Source organism: Leeia oryzae DSM 17879 (assembly GCF_000376945.1).
In the GTDB taxonomy this organism is placed as follows: domain Bacteria; phylum Pseudomonadota; class Gammaproteobacteria; order Burkholderiales; family Leeiaceae; genus Leeia; species Leeia oryzae.
On sequence record NZ_AQXU01000015.1, the window covers coordinates 44,970 to 62,030 of the forward strand.

Consider the following 17,061-nt stretch of genomic DNA (forward strand, 5'->3'; position numbering starts at 1 on the left):
AGGAGTGCTGATAAACATGAAACGTCTGCCATATTATCTGGGTGCACTACTGAGTTTGCACCTGCTTGCGCAAGGCGCCCTGGCTGAGCGGATCAAGGATCTGGCCAATATCGAGGGCGTTCGCCCTAACCAGCTGGTCGGTTATGGTGTGGTCGTGGGGCTGGATGGCTCTGGTGACAGTTCGTCTCTGACATCGCAAAGTCTGGTGACCATGCTAAGCCAGTTGGGCGTGCAATTGCCGGCGGGTACCAATCTGTCGGCAAAAAATGCCGCGCCGGTCAGCGTAACGGCAACCTTGCCGGCCTTTGCAAAACCAGGGCAAATCATTGATGTTACCGTCTCCAGTCTAGGTAGCTCCAAAAGCTTGCGCGGCGGTACATTATTGTTGAGTCCGTTAAAAGGGGCCGACGGTCAGGTCTATGCCATGGCGCAAGGCAACATCTTGCTGGGTGGGGCTGGTGCGTCCGCAAATGGTAGCAGCGCGCAAGTCAATCAGCTGAATGCCGGGAGAATCCCTGCAGGGGCCACTGTGGAACGGGCCGTGGTGACGCCACTGGGGCAAGGCGAGTTTATCAACCTGGAGCTGACGACCACAGATTTTACAACCGCAGACCGGATGGTTGATGCCATTAATCGTAGTGTTGGCGCAGGGGCCGCCAAAGCCATTGATGGTCGACTGATTCAGGTGCGTGCACCCTCCGACTCCAGCCGACGTGTGGCGTTCATTTCCCAGATCGAGAACCTGACAGTTTCGCCAGCGACCGCTTCGCCTAAAGTCATTGTCAATGCCAGAACTGGCTCCATAGTGATGAACCAATCGGTTACGGTAGATCATTGTGCTGTGGCGCATGGCAACCTGTCGGTAGTGATCGGTACCGACAATTCAGTCAGTCAGCCGAATGCCTTGTCCAGTGGCCAGACAGCAGCCAATGCCAATTCGAATGTGTCCATCAACTCGGACAAAGGACAATTATTGTCCCTGCCAAAAGCGACCCGCCTGTCTGATGTCGTCAAGGCACTGAATGCGGTGGGGGCAACACCACAAGACCTGCTTTCTATCCTGCAGGCCATGAAGGCTGCCGGGGCCTTGCGTGCAGATCTGGAAATTATCTGATTCGATTGTTTGATCTTTGACGGGTTCCTGACGGCTGCCTTCTTGGCGGCCGTTTTTCATCCGGCCTTTCCGAGCTGGCACGCTTCCTGCTTTTTATCAGGTGTAGAGATCACTGCCTGAGCAAAAGACCATGACTTTTTCCATTTCCTCCATACGTTCGCAAACCGAAGCGCCTGCTTTGGCGGGTGACGTTGCAGCGGTGGGGCAATTGAAAGCTGGTGTGCATAACGGCAATGTAGAAGCGGTGCGCAAAGCAGCCAAGCAGTTTGAATCCCTCTTGATGGAGCAAATGCTGAAAAGCATGCGGGCATCGGTCGCGCAGAGTGATTTGTGGGATACGGACGAAACCAAGATGTTCCAGGGGATGTATGACCAGCAAACGGCGATGGATATTTCCAGCCGGCAGGGCATGGGCCTGGCAGACATGCTGGTGCGGCAACTGTTGCCGCAAGATGGCGGCGTGGCGGCAAGACGTGCCGATGTCTACTCGCACGGACAAATGCCTGTTAGTCGCACCACGTTGAAACATCAAGTCGAAGCCTCCTTGGCAGCTGACACCAGCGGACTGGAGAGCCCGGTCAAGCAAGCAACCGAGTCTCAGACGGCACTGACTGTCACTGACAAGGGCACATCGGCTTCTGGCGTGCCGCAAGGTGATGACTTCATCAGCCGGATTTATAACGGCTTGCAGCGTGCATCCAGTCTGATCGGTGTTTCTCCTAAAGCCATCGCCGCACATGCTGCGCTGGAAAGTGGCTGGGGCAAACGGGAGATCCGGGATGCAAATGGCCGTAACAGTTATAACCTCTTTGGCATCAAGGCCGGGGAGGGCTGGCAGGGCAGAGTGGCGGAGATTACGACCACAGAATACGTAAACGGCAGTCCGGTGAAGCAGGTAGATAAATTCCGCGCTTACGATTCATATGAGGATGCCTTTGCCGATTATGCAAAATTGCTGGCCAGTAATGACCGTTATGGCCAAGCCCTGAACAAGGGGGCAGACGTGACCGGATTTGCATTGGCTTTGCAGCGCGGTGGTTATGCGACAGATCCAAACTATGCCCTTAAATTGACACAAGTAGCAAAGCAGTCACGCCTGCAGGCGCTGGCGACTGCAAGCTGAGAGAAAACCATGGGTTTTCCTCAAGAAATCATGAAAGCCGTCGATATTAAGACAGGCAAGGAGCAATAAAATGAGTCTCTATTCCATCGGACTTTCTGCTTTGAATGCCGCCCAGATGGGGCTGGCAACGACAGGGCACAACATTACCAACGCAAGCAGTGAAACCTATCACCGCCAGGAAATCGCACAATTGCCGCAAACCCCGCAATTGACCGGTGCAGGTTTTGTGGGTAATGGCACGGTCGTTGTCAATATTGACCGTGCTTACAACAGCTTCATGGATCAGCAGATTCTGGAAGTCGGTGGCAAAGCAAGCTACTACGCGACGTATCGCGAGCAGATTGGTCAGATTGATAACCTGTTGTCAGATACGACTTCAGGGCTGTCATCTGGTATTCAGAGCTTTTTTAGTGCCTTGCAGCAGGTGTCCAGTACGCCGGCCAACGTTTCAGCCCGTCAATCCATGTTGTCTGCTTCCCAGGCCATGGTGGCGCGTTTTCAGACGATGGATAGCCGGCTGGCAGATTTGTACAACGGTGCCGATCAGCAGATCGGATCATCCATCACCGAGCTGAATTCGCTCGCAAAACAGGTTGCTAACCTCAATGGCCAGATCATCACCGCAGAAAGTGTCTCCGGTGTTAAACAGGCCAATGACCTGCACGATCAGCGTGATGCATTGATTGCCAAAATCAATGACATTGCCAAGGTAACGGTATCAGTCGATTCCAGCGGCTACTACAACGTGATGATCGGTAATGGCCAAAGTCTGGTGGTGGGTACAAATTCCAATGATTTGAGCGTTCAGCGCTCTGCTGAAGATCCACAGCGTTCTGATATCTATTTTGATAACGGTATTGCAAAAACCCTGGTTAGCCCTACCAGCCTGACCGGCGGGAGCCTGGGGGCCTTGCTGGAGTTTCGTGATGTGACCGTCACGCAAACCCGGAACGAACTCGGGCGCGAGGCCATGACACTGGCCAATAGTTTTAATGCGCAGCATGAGTTGGGTCAGGATTTGACTGGAGCGATCGGCAAGCAGTTTTTTGACGTTGCAACTCCTACGGTGTACAGCAATGCCAACAATACCTCTGCTTCGGTCATGTCAGCCAGCATCAGTAACTATGGTGCATTGCAAGCCAGTGATTACCGGGTGAGCTTCACCGCGCCAGGTGTTTATTCTGTGACTCGGCTGTCTGATAACACCGTGTTTTCAGGTTCGCCTGGGACAGTTGACGGTGTTACTCTTTCTTTTAGTGCCGCTGCAGCGGCTGGTGATTCTTTCTATATGCAGCCGACAAAAACCGGCGCTGGTGATATCAAGCAATTGGTCAATAGTACGGCAGAAGTCGCCGCAGCCTTGCCATTAAGAACACAAAGCGGAAGTGCCAATACAGGTGTGGCATCTCTGACACTGGATAACCTGACCACCACGACCGGTATTCCTGCCTATGGCAGTACCACTCCTATGCGTACCCTGACATATTCAGGGGGTACATTCACCTCGTCTAATGCGGGCGATACACTAAGTCTGAGTGGCAACACGCTGACCGTAAATCTTGCCAGTGGCGGAAGTTTGTCATTGACATTGACGGGCACGCCAGCCGCGGGTGATACCTTTGACATCAACCGAAACAATTCGGGTATTGCTGACAGTCGTAATGCCAACCTCTTGGGTAAGCTGGTGACTGCCAACCTGATGAATAATGGTACCACCACGGTGCTGGGTTCATATGCGCAGATGGTTAGCCAGGTGGGTAATGCTGCAAACGAGCTGAATGTGATGGGAACTGCCCAAGACACTTTGCTCTCCAATGTAAAAGCAACACAGCAATCTTTCTCAGGGGTTAACCTTGATGAAGAGGCCGCCAAACTGGTGCAGTTCCAGCAGGCTTATCAGGCTGCGGCGAGGATTCTCTCGACTTCGCAGAAATTGATGGACGACATCTTTAGCCTGATGAGTTAAGGAGAATACGATGCGTTTAAGTAGCCTTACCATGCGCCTGATGGGCGAACAAAGCATGAGCAGCCGTCAACTGGAGCAGATGACAGCGCAACAACAGCTTTCCTCGGGTCGTCGCATTTTGACGCCATCAGATGATCCGGTCGCCGCAGCCAGAGCGCTGAATGTCCAGAACTCGAAAGTACGTGAAGACCAGTTTTCAGAAAACTCCAAAGGGGCTGCTGATACACTGCGCATCCTGGAGTCTCAACTGACCAGCGTATCTAACAGTCTGTCTAACCTGCAGGATTTGGCGGTGCAAGCCGGTAATGGTGCATTGTCTGATGCCAACCTCAAGCAATTGGCAACAGCGGTTGAGGGGCGGTTCCGCGAGATTCTCGGGCTGGCGAATAGCCAGGGCGCAGACGGACAATATCTGTTCTCCGGCTACCAGGGGCAGACACAACCCTTTCTGGAGACGGCATCGACGACTGCTGTTGGCACGGTTAGCTATCAAGGCGATCAAGGTATTCGACAGGCCCAGATTAGTGAGTCGCGTGTGCTGCAAACCAGTGAGACCGGGGATCAAGTGTTTGGTAACATGTTCTCGACCCTGAAAACACTGCATGACGCATTAATCAACGGGAAGACATCACCAACGTATCAGGCAGATCTTCAAACCGCGTTGACGGGTTTAAAGACCGCGCAAGATCAGGTCACTGTAAAAATCAGTGCGGTAGGTACCCGCCAAAACGAAATTGATGCCGCCATTCAGACGCATGGTGACCTGTCTTTGCAATACGAAACTGAACACAGTAACCTGGTTGATGTGGACTATGCGGCCAGTATCAGCAAGTATATGCAGGCTCAGCAGTTGCTTGAGGTATCGCGTACAACCTTTAAACAGACTCAAGGATTGTCTCTGTTTAACTACTTATCGTAATTTTGCTTTTATTTATACGTTAAGTTTGTTAGAATCCAATGTTTTCTAACCCACCTTTTACTTTGAATTGAGGTTGATGTTCCATGCCAAGCGTACGCGTTAAAGAGAATGAGCCGTTTGAAGTTGCAATGCGACGTTTCAAACGCACTGTAGAAAAAACCGGTTTGCTGACCGAACTACGTGCTCGCGAGTTCTACGAAAAGCCTACAGCTGAACGCAAGCGTAAGCTGGCTGCTGCAGTTAAGCGTCACTACAAACGCCTGCGTAGTCAGACTTTGCCACCAAAAATGTACTAAGCGGTATTATTAGTACATCGTAGTAATTTTCTAGAGAGTTGTTGCATTATGTCATTAAAGCAGCAAGTTCTCGACGACATCAAGGCAGCCATGCGCAGCAAAGAAATGCAGCGCTTGGGTGCCTTGCGTCTTTTGTCGGCCGAGATTAAGCAAAAAGAAGTCGATCAGCGCATTGAGCTTGAAGATGCCGATGTAGTGGCTATTATTGGCCGTATGCTGAAGCAGCGCAAAGACAGTATCTCCCAGTTTGATGCGGCAGGCCGCACAGACTTGGCTGACGCCGAGCGCGCCGAGGTTGCCATTTTCCAGGCCTATCTGCCGGAGGCATTGTCGGAAGAAGAAATCAAGGCGGTGGTTGTCAAGGCTGTGACTGATTCTGGTTTGACCGGGCCGCAAGCAATGGGCAAAGTGATGCCCGTGCTGAAAGCCGAATTGGCAGGCAAGGCAGATATGTCCATTGTGTCTGCCATCCTGAAAGACGTCCTGGCGAATCGTTGATTTTTTGCTTCACGATGTCTCGAGCCCGTTTCGTTATGGCGATACGGGCTTTTTGTTTCTGCACTAGCACTTCATCTTGTGTTGATGTGCCTTGTCTGTGCTGAATGTGTCGCGTTACTGTCACTCATGAGGTTGTAGATTCGTGATTCCACAATCTTTTATCGATGACTTGCTTGCAAGAGCAGATATTGTCAGTGTGATAGACCGGTATGTTCCACTCAAAAAAACCGGTATCAATTACTCGGCCTGTTGTCCGTTTCATCAAGAGAAAACCCCGTCATTTTCAGTCAGCCCTGCCAAGCAGTTTTATCACTGCTTCGGATGTGGCGCGAATGGAAATGCCTTGGGTTTTGTCATGGAATATCAAGGGCTTGGTTTTGTGGATGCCGTCAAACAACTGGCAGCCGATTATGGTATGACAGTACCAGATGTCAGGTCGGATCAGGCTGTTCAGGTGCAGGCAACCATTTCGCCGCTGATTGCCGTGCTGGAGCAGGCATCCCAGTTCTACCGAACCCGATTAAAAACAGCCTCTGTTGCGATTGATTATTTAAAGCAGCGTGGCTTGACGGGTGAGATTGCCGCCCGGTTTGGCTTGGGGTTTGCGCCGGACGACTGGCAAGGGTTAGGTCATGCCTTTCCGGATTATGAGACCAGGCAGGATCTCTCGCAGGCCGGACTCGTCATCGATAATGACCAAGGCCGCAGGTACGACCGTTTTCGTGATCGCGTCATGTTCCCTATCCATAATCTCAAGGGCCAGATCATTGGTTTTGGGGGGCGGGTGATCGGCAAAGGGGAGCCTAAATACCTGAATTCTCCTGAGACGCCGGTTTTTGAGAAGGGCAGGGAGCTATACGGGCTCTATCAGGCCAGACAGGCCATACGCCAGGCCGGCAAGGTCATGATTGTTGAAGGCTACATGGATGTGGTTGCGCTGGCACAGTACGGTGTGAACTATGCGGTGGCTACGCTGGGCACCTCAACAACGTCGGATCATCTGCAAAAACTGTTCAAGCACAGTGAGCATCTGGTGTTCTGTTTTGATGGTGACAATGCGGGCAGAAAGGCTGCGTGGCGTGCGCTGGAAAACGCCTTGCCGCTTCTGACGGATGCCTTGACGCTGGAATTCCTGTTTTTGCCGGAAGGTGAAGACCCGGATACCCTGGTGCGCCAGATTGGCCATGAGGCCTTTGAAGCCAAGGTTTCACATGAGGCATTGCCCTTGTCGCGTTTCATGCTGCAGGAGGTGGCGGCCCGGGTTGACCTGCAAAAAGGGCGACCGGAGGATAAGGCCAGATTCTGGCATGAAATCAAGCCCTTGTTAAATCAGATAGCAGCCCCCACCTTAAGAAATGTGATGTGGACCGAGGCACGAAACTTTGCCGGCTTGATGAAGCCTAAGCAAGACAAGGTATTCGAGCGAAAAAGCGGCGACTGGAAACGGCGAAATGAGCCGCCACCCATGCCGCGGCAAGAGCCCAAGGGTCTGGAAGACCGGTTGCTGGCGTATCTGTTGCTAAGGCCGGTATTTGCGGCCAGCAAAGCGAATGATCTGGCCAGATTGCGCCAGGGTATGCTGGAAAATGCAGGGCTCCAAAGAGTGCTTGAGTTTTTGCAATCTTCACCTAGATTGAAAGAACTGGATACAAAATCCGTTTTGCAGGGTATGCCTGCATTGGCAGAAGGCTGGCGCCAGTGGCTGGGGCAGTCATGGATAAGTGCACTTGAGCCGGCGTCTGAAGAGGCAGAAACCGAGTTTACGGACATCTGCTTGCAGTTGGAAAAACAAGGGCAAATACGCATGGGCGGTTCACAATTGCAGGATATCGAACGCAAGGTGAATGCCAGTGGTTTTGCCAGCCTGACAGAAGAGGAGCGCGCAAGTTATAAACAGCTCATCCTCGAGAAGCATAAGCGTTAGACTAGATTTTTTTAAGAAAAAACATTAAAATCAACGGTTTTTCGGGTTCTGTCCAACCCCATTTGGAATTATTGATAATGACCGAAGAAATTCGCCAAGACAAGCAGGAAGTCAGCAAGAAAGATCAGGAACAGTCACGTCAACGCCTAAAGACGCTGATTGTCCTCGGCAAAGAACGTGGTTACCTGACCTACGCCGAGATCAATGATCACTTGCCTGAAGACATGCTGGATGCTGAACAGATCGAACAGATCATCAGCATGATTAACGACATGGGCATTCAGGTCACTGACGAAGCACCTGATGCCGAGCAAATGCTGATGTCTGATGCGACGCCTTCGGTTGCTGACGACGATGTGGTAGAAGAGGCAGAAGCAGCTCTTTCATCGGTAGATTCAGAGTTTGGTCGTACGACCGATCCGGTCCGTATGTACATGCGTGAAATGGGTACGGTTGAGCTGCTGACCCGTGAAGGCGAGATCGAGATTGCCAAGCGGATCGAAGAAGGCCTGAAGCACATGGTGCAGGCCATTTCGGCCAGCCCGAGCACTATCGCCGATATCTTGTCCATGGTTGACCGCATCGAAAAAGACGAGATGCGAATTGACGAGCTGATTGACGGCTTGGTTGACCTGAACGCAGAAGAAGTATCCGAAGAGTTGGCCGAACTGGAAATGCAAGAAGTTGCAGAAGAAGAGGCTGACGAGGAAGAAGACGAAGACGGTGAAGGCAGTGCGACACCGACTGGTGTTGACCTTGAGAAACTCAAGGCAGACGCCATGGTGCACTTTAATATCGTGCGCGAACAATATGCGCTGATGCTGAAGGGCCTGGATGAAGACGGTTTTGGCGGTGCTGCCTTCCTGGCTGCACAGCAGGCTATTTCCGATGCGCTGACCATGATCCGTTTCTCTGCCAAGCAGGTTGATGCACTGTGCGACAGCCTGCGCAAGCTGGTAGAAGAAATCCGTAATCATGAGCGTGAAATTCAGGACATCGTGGTCCTGAAAGGCCAGATGCCTCGTCCGCACTTCCTGAAAGTGTTCCCGGGCAACGAAGACAATCCGAAGTGGGTGAATGACGAAATCAATGCCGGTTTGCCGCATAGCGACACGCTGGCCCGTTTCAAGCATGCCATTTTTGAGCGTCAGGGCAAGCTGTCAGAGATTCAGAAACGCGTAAAGATCCCGATCAAGGATCTGAAAGAAATCAACCGTCAGATGTCTACTGGCGAAGCGCGTTCGCGTCGTGCCAAGCGCGAAATGATCGAGGCCAACTTGCGTCTGGTGATTTCCATTGCCAAAAAATACACCAACCGTGGCTTGCAGTTCCTGGATCTGATTCAGGAAGGCAACATCGGTCTGATGAAGGCGGTGGACAAGTTCGAATACCGTCGTGGTTACAAGTTCTCTACCTATGCCACCTGGTGGATTCGTCAGGCCATTACCCGCTCGATTGCGGATCAGGCACGTACCATCCGTATTCCGGTACACATGATCGAAACCATCAACAAGATGAACCGCATCCAGCGTCAAATCTTGCAGGAAACCGGTCTGGAGCCTACACCGGAAGAACTGGCTGCACGCATGGAAATGCCAGAGGACAAGATTCGCAAGATCCTCAAGATTTCCAAAGAGCCAATTTCCATGGAAACCCCGATTGGTGACGATGACGACTCGCATCTGGGCGATTTCATTGAAGATGCGATCACGATCGCGCCTTCTGATGCTGCCGTGTATGCCAGCCTGAAAGACGCCACCAAAGAGGTACTGGATACACTGACACCACGCGAGGCCAAAGTGCTGCGCATGCGTTTTGGTATTGAAATGAATACCGACCATACGCTGGAAGAAGTGGGCAAACAGTTTGATGTGACGCGTGAGCGTATTCGTCAGATCGAAGCCAAGGCACTGCGCAAGCTGCGCCATCCAACCCGTTCCGAGCGCCTAAGAAGCTTTCTGGACGGTGAAGGTAATCAAGCGTAAAATGCTGACCTTTCTCGGGGTGATGCTACTGGCATTGCCCTGATGGGCCTCTAGCTCATGCTTGGTTAGAGCAGCGGACTCATAATCCGTTGGTGCCGTGTTCGACTCACGGGAGGCCCACCAACAAACATGCGGCTTGCAGCGATGCAAGCCGCTTTGTTTTGTTCTACAAAAATGAATTTGCTCTACAAAATTTCCAGAATTATGCTATTTGGAATAGTTATCAAGTAAGGCTAATCTTGCTTTCCAGGCTGTGTTTGCGCCGTTTCCATTCTCTGCTTACTCATTCTGCTGTACCCGCTTTGGCTCTCAGGCTCTTAAATTGAAATGCATGCATTTATCCATGCGGGGGCATAAAGCAAACGGATTTTGCGGCACGCCTGCGGCCTTAATGATTCGCGGGCTGACAATATGCACACATGTTTTTGGATGGAAAGAAGCTGGTATGTCATGTGGTGGTGCGTATTCGTGCTGAATTGTATCGGTCATGCCCGATACTGTTTTTTATACTGCTTTAGGTGACTTGAGCAGGTTAGGATCAACGGTAAAATATGTTTCAGGCAGGGTGCAATAGGACTATCCTATGAATTCGGAGCCATTACCGGCTTCGTTATTCTGGAAGGAGTACCCTATGGCCTACGGAATCATTCATTTCTTTCCTGGTGGTAACAAAGAACAGTACGAGGCATCACTCGCGGCGGTTCATCCAAGCAGGAGCAGTTTACCTGCCGGTCAGATTTTTCATGCGGCAGGCGCATCAGAAGGTGGCTGGACGATTATTGCCATTCATGAGTCCAAAGCAAGCTGGGAGGCATTCAGAGATGAAATATTGATGCCCCGAATGCAAAAAGGGGTAGAGGGCGGGTTTGAGTCCCCTCCGCAAGAAACTGCGTTTGAAGTTTATAACCAGCAAGTCTGATGTTGATCGGATGTCGAACTATATCCAGGCCCTGCAGACCCTTTGCAGGGCTTGTCTTTTTGGGTATGGCGATGTGATGCCACTTGCTGTTCAATTGTTTTAAGGCTGTTTTGGGGACGTGCCTATGACAGGCAATCCTTCATGCTCATTCGAGCGATCAAAAACCAGGGACTTACCAAATTCTACTTGGACCCAGCTTGGATACGTGTAGGCCGTGCCGGTATTGTGATCAATGATGGCACCAATCCCGCCACCCAGAAGAATATTGCCCGCCCAGCTGGCATTGGCTCGGGAGATCGCCTTACCTGTTGCCGTTGCGCTTTGATTCTCTTGCTGTGTGCAGATGATGTCCAGATCATTGCCTGACCGATGAACCTCTCCGGTATCTCCGGACTTGATGGCGTAACTGCCAAAGTTGTTGGTCAGGAAACAGTCTGCACCAATAATAAATTGTCCGTTGGGTAATTTGGCATCGACTTTTACGGGTTGCATGCCTTCATTCATGAGCGAAGCGCAGCCAGTGATGAGAAGCGGGAAGGACAGGTACAGATATTTTAAAGGGTTGAACATGTAGTAGTCAGCTTGGCAAAAGGTGATGATGTAGATTTTTAATGTCAATAAATTAGTTTATATGAATAAATGATTATGGCATAGGGTAACGTTAACCCTGGGAGAGGTTGGTAGGTTGGCTAGTATGGTACTCAACTGCAACCTTGCATGAGGGTTGTTGGGGAATTTAGTACCAATCAAATGGCATGAGCAGGCTGTCTGCTGAATGATACAAATAATACTTGCAAAGCAGATATTCCATGTCCAGACTGCAGTTGTGCGTTGGGAATATTACTGTCTCTTTAAGAAATGGTTGGTATACGTTAAATGCGTCCAGAAATAAGGGGATCTCGCCTTCTGTCTGTGGTTTGACGTGACTTTTTTAAAAAAGTACTTGCGATTTTCCTACAGGCAACGTATAAATTTGCTTGTCCTGACCGCGACCCGGTTTGGGCTGATATCCGGTAATACGAGTTAAACGTGCGGCTATCCAGAGTAAAGCTAGATGATCATGATGTGTTCTACAAGATACGTTATGTAATTCCATATGGTGTAACACACCAGATCAGTATTGTCGCCAAATGCCGCTAGAGCAAAGCACAAACCGCTGATTGCCTAAAAATAATATTTCCTGCCCAGATGAAAAACTTGCATCCGCTGTTTTGCAGCGATGCCAATAGAATTTGTCCTGACTGCAACGTTCAAGACTGCAGCAGGCGCTATGGTTTTTTTAATCACGCATGCAGAGGGGTCTAACATGCGAATCGGCATCATCAAAGAAGTAACGCCGTTTGAAACCCGTGTCGCAGCAACGCCGGAAACGGTGAAGAAGTTTGTTGCGGCAGGGCTGACGGTTTCCATTGAACGTGGCGCAGGGCTGCTGGCCAGCATTCAGGACGAGGAGTATTCGTCTGCGGGTGCGACGCTGGCGGGTTCTGCTGCAGAAGCACTTGCAGGCGCAGATATTGTGCTGAAAGTACGTGCGCCTGTGGCAGAAGAGGTACCTTTGATTGCAAAGGGTGCCAAGGTCTTTGCCATTGCTAATCCATACAAGAATCCATTGCTGGATACCTATGCCGCAGCTGGCATGGAAGTCCTGGCCATGGAGCTGATGCCACGGATTACCCGTGCCCAGAGTATGGATGTGCTCTCCAGCCAGGCTAACATTGCCGGTTATCGTGCCGTGTTGTTGGCGGCACAATATTATCCGCATTTCTTCCCGATGCTGATGACGGCCGCAGGTACGGTTAAAGCGGCCCGGGTCATGGTGTTGGGGGCGGGCGTAGCGGGTTTGCAAGCGATTGCGACGGCCAAGCGTCTTGGCGCGGTGGTTGAAGCGTTTGACGTTCGTCGTGCAGCAAAAGAGCAGGTAGAGTCTCTGGGCGCCAAATTTGTAGAAGTACCCGTGGATGAATCTGGCGATGCAGCCGGCGGGTACGCCAAGGAAATGTCGGAAGAATACAAGGCCAAACAGGCTGAGTTGATCCATGAACGGGCCAGACAGGCGGACGTGGTGATTACCACGGCGCTGATTCCTGGTCGTCCTGCTCCTATTCTGATTACGGCAAGAACCGTCGCGGCCATGAAGTCTGGCTCTGTGGTGGTGGATCTGGCCGTGGAGAATGGGGGGAACACTGAGGGTGTGGTGTTGAATGAAGTTGTCACGACGGCGAATGGGGTCATGCTGGTAGGTAACCCGAACGTACCGGCGCTGGTAGCTGCTGATGCCTCTGCACTGTATGCAAAAAACCTGCTGAATTTCATTAATCCGATGCTGGATAAGGAAAAAGGTTTGGTGCTGAACCCCGAAGACGAACTTGTGAAAGCAACGCTGGTTGTGTCGGGTGGTCAGGTGCTGTTTGGCAAGCCGGTTTAGGCTGTTTGCTGACAACTGTTTAACAGGATAAAACAAGGAAAGATCATGGATCCATTGATTGTCAATCTGACGGTCTTTGTATTGGCCGTATTTGTCGGATACCACGTGGTATGGAATGTTACACCTGCCTTGCATACGCCGCTGATGGCGGTGACCAATGCCGTATCGGGCATTATTGTGGTGGGTGCTTTATTGCAGGTAGTGGAAATTGATGGTCAGCAAATCACGCTGACTAGCGTATTGGGTGCAGTGGCGGTATTGCTGGCATCCATTAACATCTTTGGCGGCTTTATGGTGACTCAGCGCATGCTGGAGATGTTCAAGAAAAAAGACCGTAAGAAAGGAAATGCATAATGCAAAACTTTGCTTCCCTTTTATATCTGGTCGCTTCGGTGCTGTTTATTCTGGCATTGAAAGGCTTGTCGAGCCCTGATAGTGCACGTCGCGGTAATTTGTATGGCGTGATCGGGATGGTGTTGGCGGTGGTGACGACCCTGTTGCTGATGGATAAACCCATCGTCGCGCTGATGCTGGGTGCGGTGGTGATTGGTGGTGGTATTGGTGCCACACTGGCGCGTCGGGTGCAGATGACACAAATGCCGGAACTGGTGGCTGCCATGCACTCGCTGGTGGGGTTGGCCGCGGTATTGATCGCGATTGCTGCGATCTTCCACCATGGTCAGGAACACACTGGCGCGCAGAAAATCGAGCTGTTCATCGGTGCGTTCATTGGTGCGATTACCTTTACTGCATCCGTGATTGCCTATGGCAAGTTGTCAGGTCGTTTTGGTGCCAAGCCAGTCAGTTTTGGCGGGCAGCATCTGCTGAATCTGGTACTTGCGCTGGCGATGCTGGGCTTCGGCTTTACCTACTATGCAACGGATAATCATGCGGCCTTCCTGATGATGTCTGCCATTGCTTTGGCACTGGGTGTGCTGCTGATCATCCCGATTGGCGGTGCCGATATGCCGGTGGTGGTGTCCATGCTGAACAGCTACTCTGGCTGGGCTGCGGCAGGTATTGGTTTTACGCTCAATAACAGCGTGTTGATCATTGCCGGTGCGTGTGTGGGCTCTTCTGGTGCGATTCTGTCTTACATCATGTGCAAGGCCATGAACCGTTCGATCATCTCGGTCTTGCTGGGTGGTTTTGGAGCCGAAACGGCTGCTGGCCCAGCAGCAGACAGTGGTCCGAAAAACTACAAATCCGGTAGCCCTGAAGATGCGCTCTTCATGATGAAGAATGCGGATAGCGTGGTGATTGTGCCTGGTTATGGTCTGGCCGTGGCGCGTGCCCAGCATGCGCTGCAAGAGCTGGCAGAACTGCTGCAGGAAGAGGGCGTGAATGTTCGTTATGCCATCCATCCGGTCGCGGGGCGCATGCCAGGCCACATGAACGTGTTGCTGGCCGAGGCTGAAGTACCTTACGAGCATGTGCTGGAAATGGAAGAAATCAACAATGATTTCTCCAGTACCGATGTGGTGCTGGTTATCGGAGCGAACGACGTGGTCAACCCGGCCGCCAAGAATGACCCTTCCAGCCCGATTTTCGGCATGCCGATTCTTGAGGCACATAAAGCACGTACCGTGATGGTGGTGAAGCGCTCCATGGCGGCAGGTTATGCCGGTTTGGACAATGATCTGTTCTATATGGACAAGACCATGATGGTCTTCGGTGATGCCAAAAAAGTGGTAGAAGACATGGTGAAGTCGTTTCACTAAGTAGGTAGCTGGCCCGATATTATGTTGGGCGGGTTGCTGTCAAAAACGCAGGCGAACGCAAGTTCGCCTGCGTTTTTTTATGGAATTGCGCTGTTGGCTGCATATTTTGGTGGCTTGATACTTATCAAAATGGTCTGGAGTGCTAAACTTGCATTTTTAAGCGCTGGGATCGTGTATGTCCATTCTTGTCACCGGTGGAGCCGGCTTTATTGGCGGCAATTTTGTCCTGGATTGGCTGGCAGCCTCTGATGAGAAAGTCATCAATCTGGATAAGCTGACTTACGCAGGCAATCTGGATACATTGCGATCACTGGAGGGTAACCCGAACCACGTGTTTGTCCGTGGGGATATTGGTGACAGGGCACTGGTTGGCCGCCTGCTGGAAGAACACCAGCCGCGAGCCATCATCAACTTTGCCGCCGAGTCGCATGTGGACCGGTCGATTCATGGGCCGGGCGATTTTATTCAGACCAATATTGTGGGTACCTTCAATTTGCTGGAATCCGCCAGAGCTTACTGGCAAGCATTGACCGGGGAGGCCAAGTCAGACTTCCGCTTCCTGCATGTGTCTACCGATGAGGTGTACGGCACGCTGAGCAAGGACGACGCGCCTTTTTCTGAGACCAATCCGTACGAACCTAACAGCCCCTATTCGGCAAGCAAGGCTGCCAGTGACCATCTGGTGCGTGCCTGGCACCATACGTATGGCTTGCCGGTGCTGACCACCAATTGTTCGAACAACTATGGCCCGTATCATTTCCCGGAAAAACTGATCCCGCTGGTGATTTTGAATGCGTTGGCTGGCAAGCCGTTGCCCGTGTACGGGGACGGACAGCAGATTCGGGACTGGCTGTATGTCAAAGACCACTGCAGCGCCATTCGCAGGGTATTGGCAGCCGGACGACTGGGCGAAACTTATAACGTGGGTGGCTGGAATGAAAAAGCCAATCTGGATGTTGTGCACAGCATTTGCCGGATTCTGGATGAGCTGAAACCCAAGGCGGATGGTACAGGCTATGCCAGCCAGATTACCTTTGTGCAAGACCGCCCCGGGCATGATCGTCGCTACGCCATTGATGCCCGCAAGCTGGAAAAAGAACTGGGCTGGAAGCCGGCCGAGACATTTGAAACCGGGATCCGCAAAACCGTTGCCTGGTATCTGGAGCATACTGACTGGGTGGAGAATGTGACCAGCGGCAGTTATCAGACATGGATTGAAACCCAGTATGGCCAATAATATGCCGGTTTCACCTGTACGGTTACTGATTCTGGGGGCGAATGGCCAGGTTGGGTTTGAATTGCAGCGCGCCCTGTCTTTGTTGGGTGAGGTGATTGCCGCAGACAGGTCCATCGTGGATCTGTCTGACCCCGCTCGGATCCGGGCATATGTCAGGGAAGTCCTGCCCGCGGTGATCGTCAATGCGGCTGCCTATACTGCTGTTGATAAGGCCGAGACGGACAGCGCGATGGCCCGGGCCATCAATGCGGATGCAGTCGGTGCCTTGGCTAGTGTTGCCAGTGAGTTGGGATGCCTGCTGGTCCATTACTCTACGGATTATGTTTTCGATGGTAGTAAAGCGGAGGCCTATCAGGAAACCGATACGCCAGCCCCGATCAATGTCTATGGTCAAACCAAGCTGGCGGGTGAGCAGCTGATCCAGCAGCAATGTGCTCGGCATCTGGTATTCCGTACCACCTGGGTCTATGGGGTACACGGCGGGAATTTTGTGAAGACCATGTTGCGACTGGCCAAAGACCGCGACAGCCTGAATGTGGTAAATGACCAGTTTGGCGCGCCGACCAGTGCTGCGCTGATTGCCGATGTGACCGCCAGTGTCATCAAACAGTATCTGGTCTCTGACCCAATGCATTTCCCGTACGGAATTTATCATTTGGCCGCCGCAGGTGAGACCAACTGGCATGCGTATGCCAGTTTTGCCATCGGCCTTGCCAGGCAGCTGGGCATGCCTTTAACCCTTGACCCCGTCAATATTCAGGCAATCCCCGGTAGTGCTTACCCGGTGCCTGCCGCCCGACCAGCCAACTCCCGGCTGGATTGCCGCAAGTTGCAGCAGACATTTGGCATTACGCTGCCATCTTGGCAGCAACATGTTCAGCAAACCGTTCAACTGATCACAGAACTCAGCAGATAATCAACTCAGCAGATATCC

General features: G+C 51.8%; 15 protein-coding genes and 1 tRNA gene. 15 read left to right on the forward strand and 1 reads right to left on the reverse strand.

Features of this window, described 5'->3' with window-relative positions:
• Positions 1-16 precede the first annotated feature (16 nt).
• From F552_RS0103005 to F552_RS0103050, 10 genes are all read left to right on the forward strand, one after another.
• On the forward strand, positions 17-1,114 hold the full coding sequence (locus F552_RS0103005; RefSeq protein WP_018150237.1) for a flagellar basal body P-ring protein FlgI: 1,098 nt from the start codon (positions 17-19) through the stop codon (positions 1,112-1,114).
• A 130-nt stretch (positions 1,115-1,244) separates the two neighbouring features.
• The gene (flgJ, locus tag F552_RS0103010; RefSeq protein ID WP_018150238.1) at positions 1,245-2,237 is read left to right on the forward strand and encodes a flagellar assembly peptidoglycan hydrolase FlgJ; all 993 of its coding nucleotides are present in this window, start codon (positions 1,245-1,247) and stop codon (positions 2,235-2,237) included.
• Between the two features lie 70 nt (positions 2,238-2,307).
• On the forward strand, positions 2,308-4,203 hold the full coding sequence (gene flgK, locus F552_RS0103015; protein ID WP_018150239.1) for a flagellar hook-associated protein FlgK: 1,896 nt from the start codon (positions 2,308-2,310) through the stop codon (positions 4,201-4,203).
• A 10-nt stretch (positions 4,204-4,213) separates the two neighbouring features.
• Positions 4,214-5,122: a flagellar hook-associated protein FlgL gene (gene flgL / locus F552_RS0103020; protein ID WP_026182343.1), complete on the forward strand. Its 909-nt coding sequence runs from the start codon at positions 4,214-4,216 to the stop codon at positions 5,120-5,122.
• A gap of 83 nt (positions 5,123-5,205) precedes the next feature.
• The gene (rpsU, locus tag F552_RS0103025; RefSeq protein WP_018150241.1) at positions 5,206-5,418 is read left to right on the forward strand and encodes a 30S ribosomal protein S21; all 213 of its coding nucleotides are present in this window, start codon (positions 5,206-5,208) and stop codon (positions 5,416-5,418) included.
• Positions 5,419-5,466: 48 nt separating this feature from the next.
• Positions 5,467-5,916, forward strand: coding sequence for a GatB/YqeY domain-containing protein (locus tag F552_RS0103030; protein WP_018150242.1), 450 nt, complete (start codon positions 5,467-5,469; stop codon positions 5,914-5,916).
• 142 nt (positions 5,917-6,058) lie between these two features.
• Positions 6,059-7,840: a DNA primase gene (gene dnaG / locus F552_RS0103035; RefSeq protein WP_018150243.1), complete on the forward strand. Its 1,782-nt coding sequence runs from the start codon at positions 6,059-6,061 to the stop codon at positions 7,838-7,840.
• Between the two features lie 77 nt (positions 7,841-7,917).
• Positions 7,918-9,825 (forward strand): RNA polymerase sigma factor RpoD, encoded by a 1,908-nt coding sequence (rpoD, locus tag F552_RS0103040; RefSeq protein ID WP_018150244.1) that lies wholly within the window; start codon positions 7,918-7,920, stop codon positions 9,823-9,825.
• 44 nt (positions 9,826-9,869) lie between these two features.
• Positions 9,870-9,948 (forward strand) — tRNA-Ile (locus tag F552_RS0103045).
• Between the two features lie 508 nt (positions 9,949-10,456).
• The gene (locus tag F552_RS0103050) at positions 10,457-10,744 is read left to right on the forward strand and encodes a hypothetical protein (RefSeq protein WP_018150245.1); all 288 of its coding nucleotides are present in this window, start codon (positions 10,457-10,459) and stop codon (positions 10,742-10,744) included.
• 99 nt (positions 10,745-10,843) lie between these two features.
• Here F552_RS0103050 and F552_RS0103055 read toward each other — a convergent pair whose 3' ends face one another.
• Complete coding sequence (locus F552_RS0103055) at positions 10,844-11,314, reverse strand: hypothetical protein (protein WP_018150246.1); 471 nt, start codon at positions 11,312-11,314, stop codon at positions 10,844-10,846.
• Between the two features lie 736 nt (positions 11,315-12,050).
• On the opposite strand from F552_RS0103055, the gene F552_RS0103060 reads away from it, so the two are divergent.
• From F552_RS0103060 to rfbD, 5 genes are all read left to right on the forward strand, one after another.
• Positions 12,051-13,169 carry a Re/Si-specific NAD(P)(+) transhydrogenase subunit alpha gene (locus F552_RS0103060; RefSeq protein WP_026182344.1) on the forward strand — a complete coding sequence of 373 codons (1,119 nt, stop codon included), beginning with the start codon at positions 12,051-12,053 and terminating at the stop codon, positions 13,167-13,169.
• 45 nt (positions 13,170-13,214) lie between these two features.
• Positions 13,215-13,523 carry a proton-translocating transhydrogenase family protein gene (locus F552_RS0103065; protein WP_018150248.1) on the forward strand — a complete coding sequence of 103 codons (309 nt, stop codon included), beginning with the start codon at positions 13,215-13,217 and terminating at the stop codon, positions 13,521-13,523.
• Positions 13,523-14,890: an NAD(P)(+) transhydrogenase (Re/Si-specific) subunit beta gene (locus F552_RS0103070; protein ID WP_018150249.1), complete on the forward strand. Its 1,368-nt coding sequence runs from the start codon at positions 13,523-13,525 to the stop codon at positions 14,888-14,890. Before F552_RS0103065 ends, F552_RS0103070 begins: the two co-directional genes overlap by 1 nt.
• Before the next feature lie 175 nt (positions 14,891-15,065).
• Positions 15,066-16,127, forward strand: a complete 1,062-nt coding sequence (rfbB, locus tag F552_RS0103075) for a dTDP-glucose 4,6-dehydratase (RefSeq protein ID WP_018150250.1) — start codon at positions 15,066-15,068, stop codon at positions 16,125-16,127.
• Complete coding sequence (rfbD, locus tag F552_RS0103080) at positions 16,117-17,043, forward strand: dTDP-4-dehydrorhamnose reductase (RefSeq protein ID WP_018150251.1); 927 nt, start codon at positions 16,117-16,119, stop codon at positions 17,041-17,043. Before rfbB ends, rfbD begins: the two co-directional genes overlap by 11 nt.
• Positions 17,044-17,061: the final 18 nt, after the last annotated feature.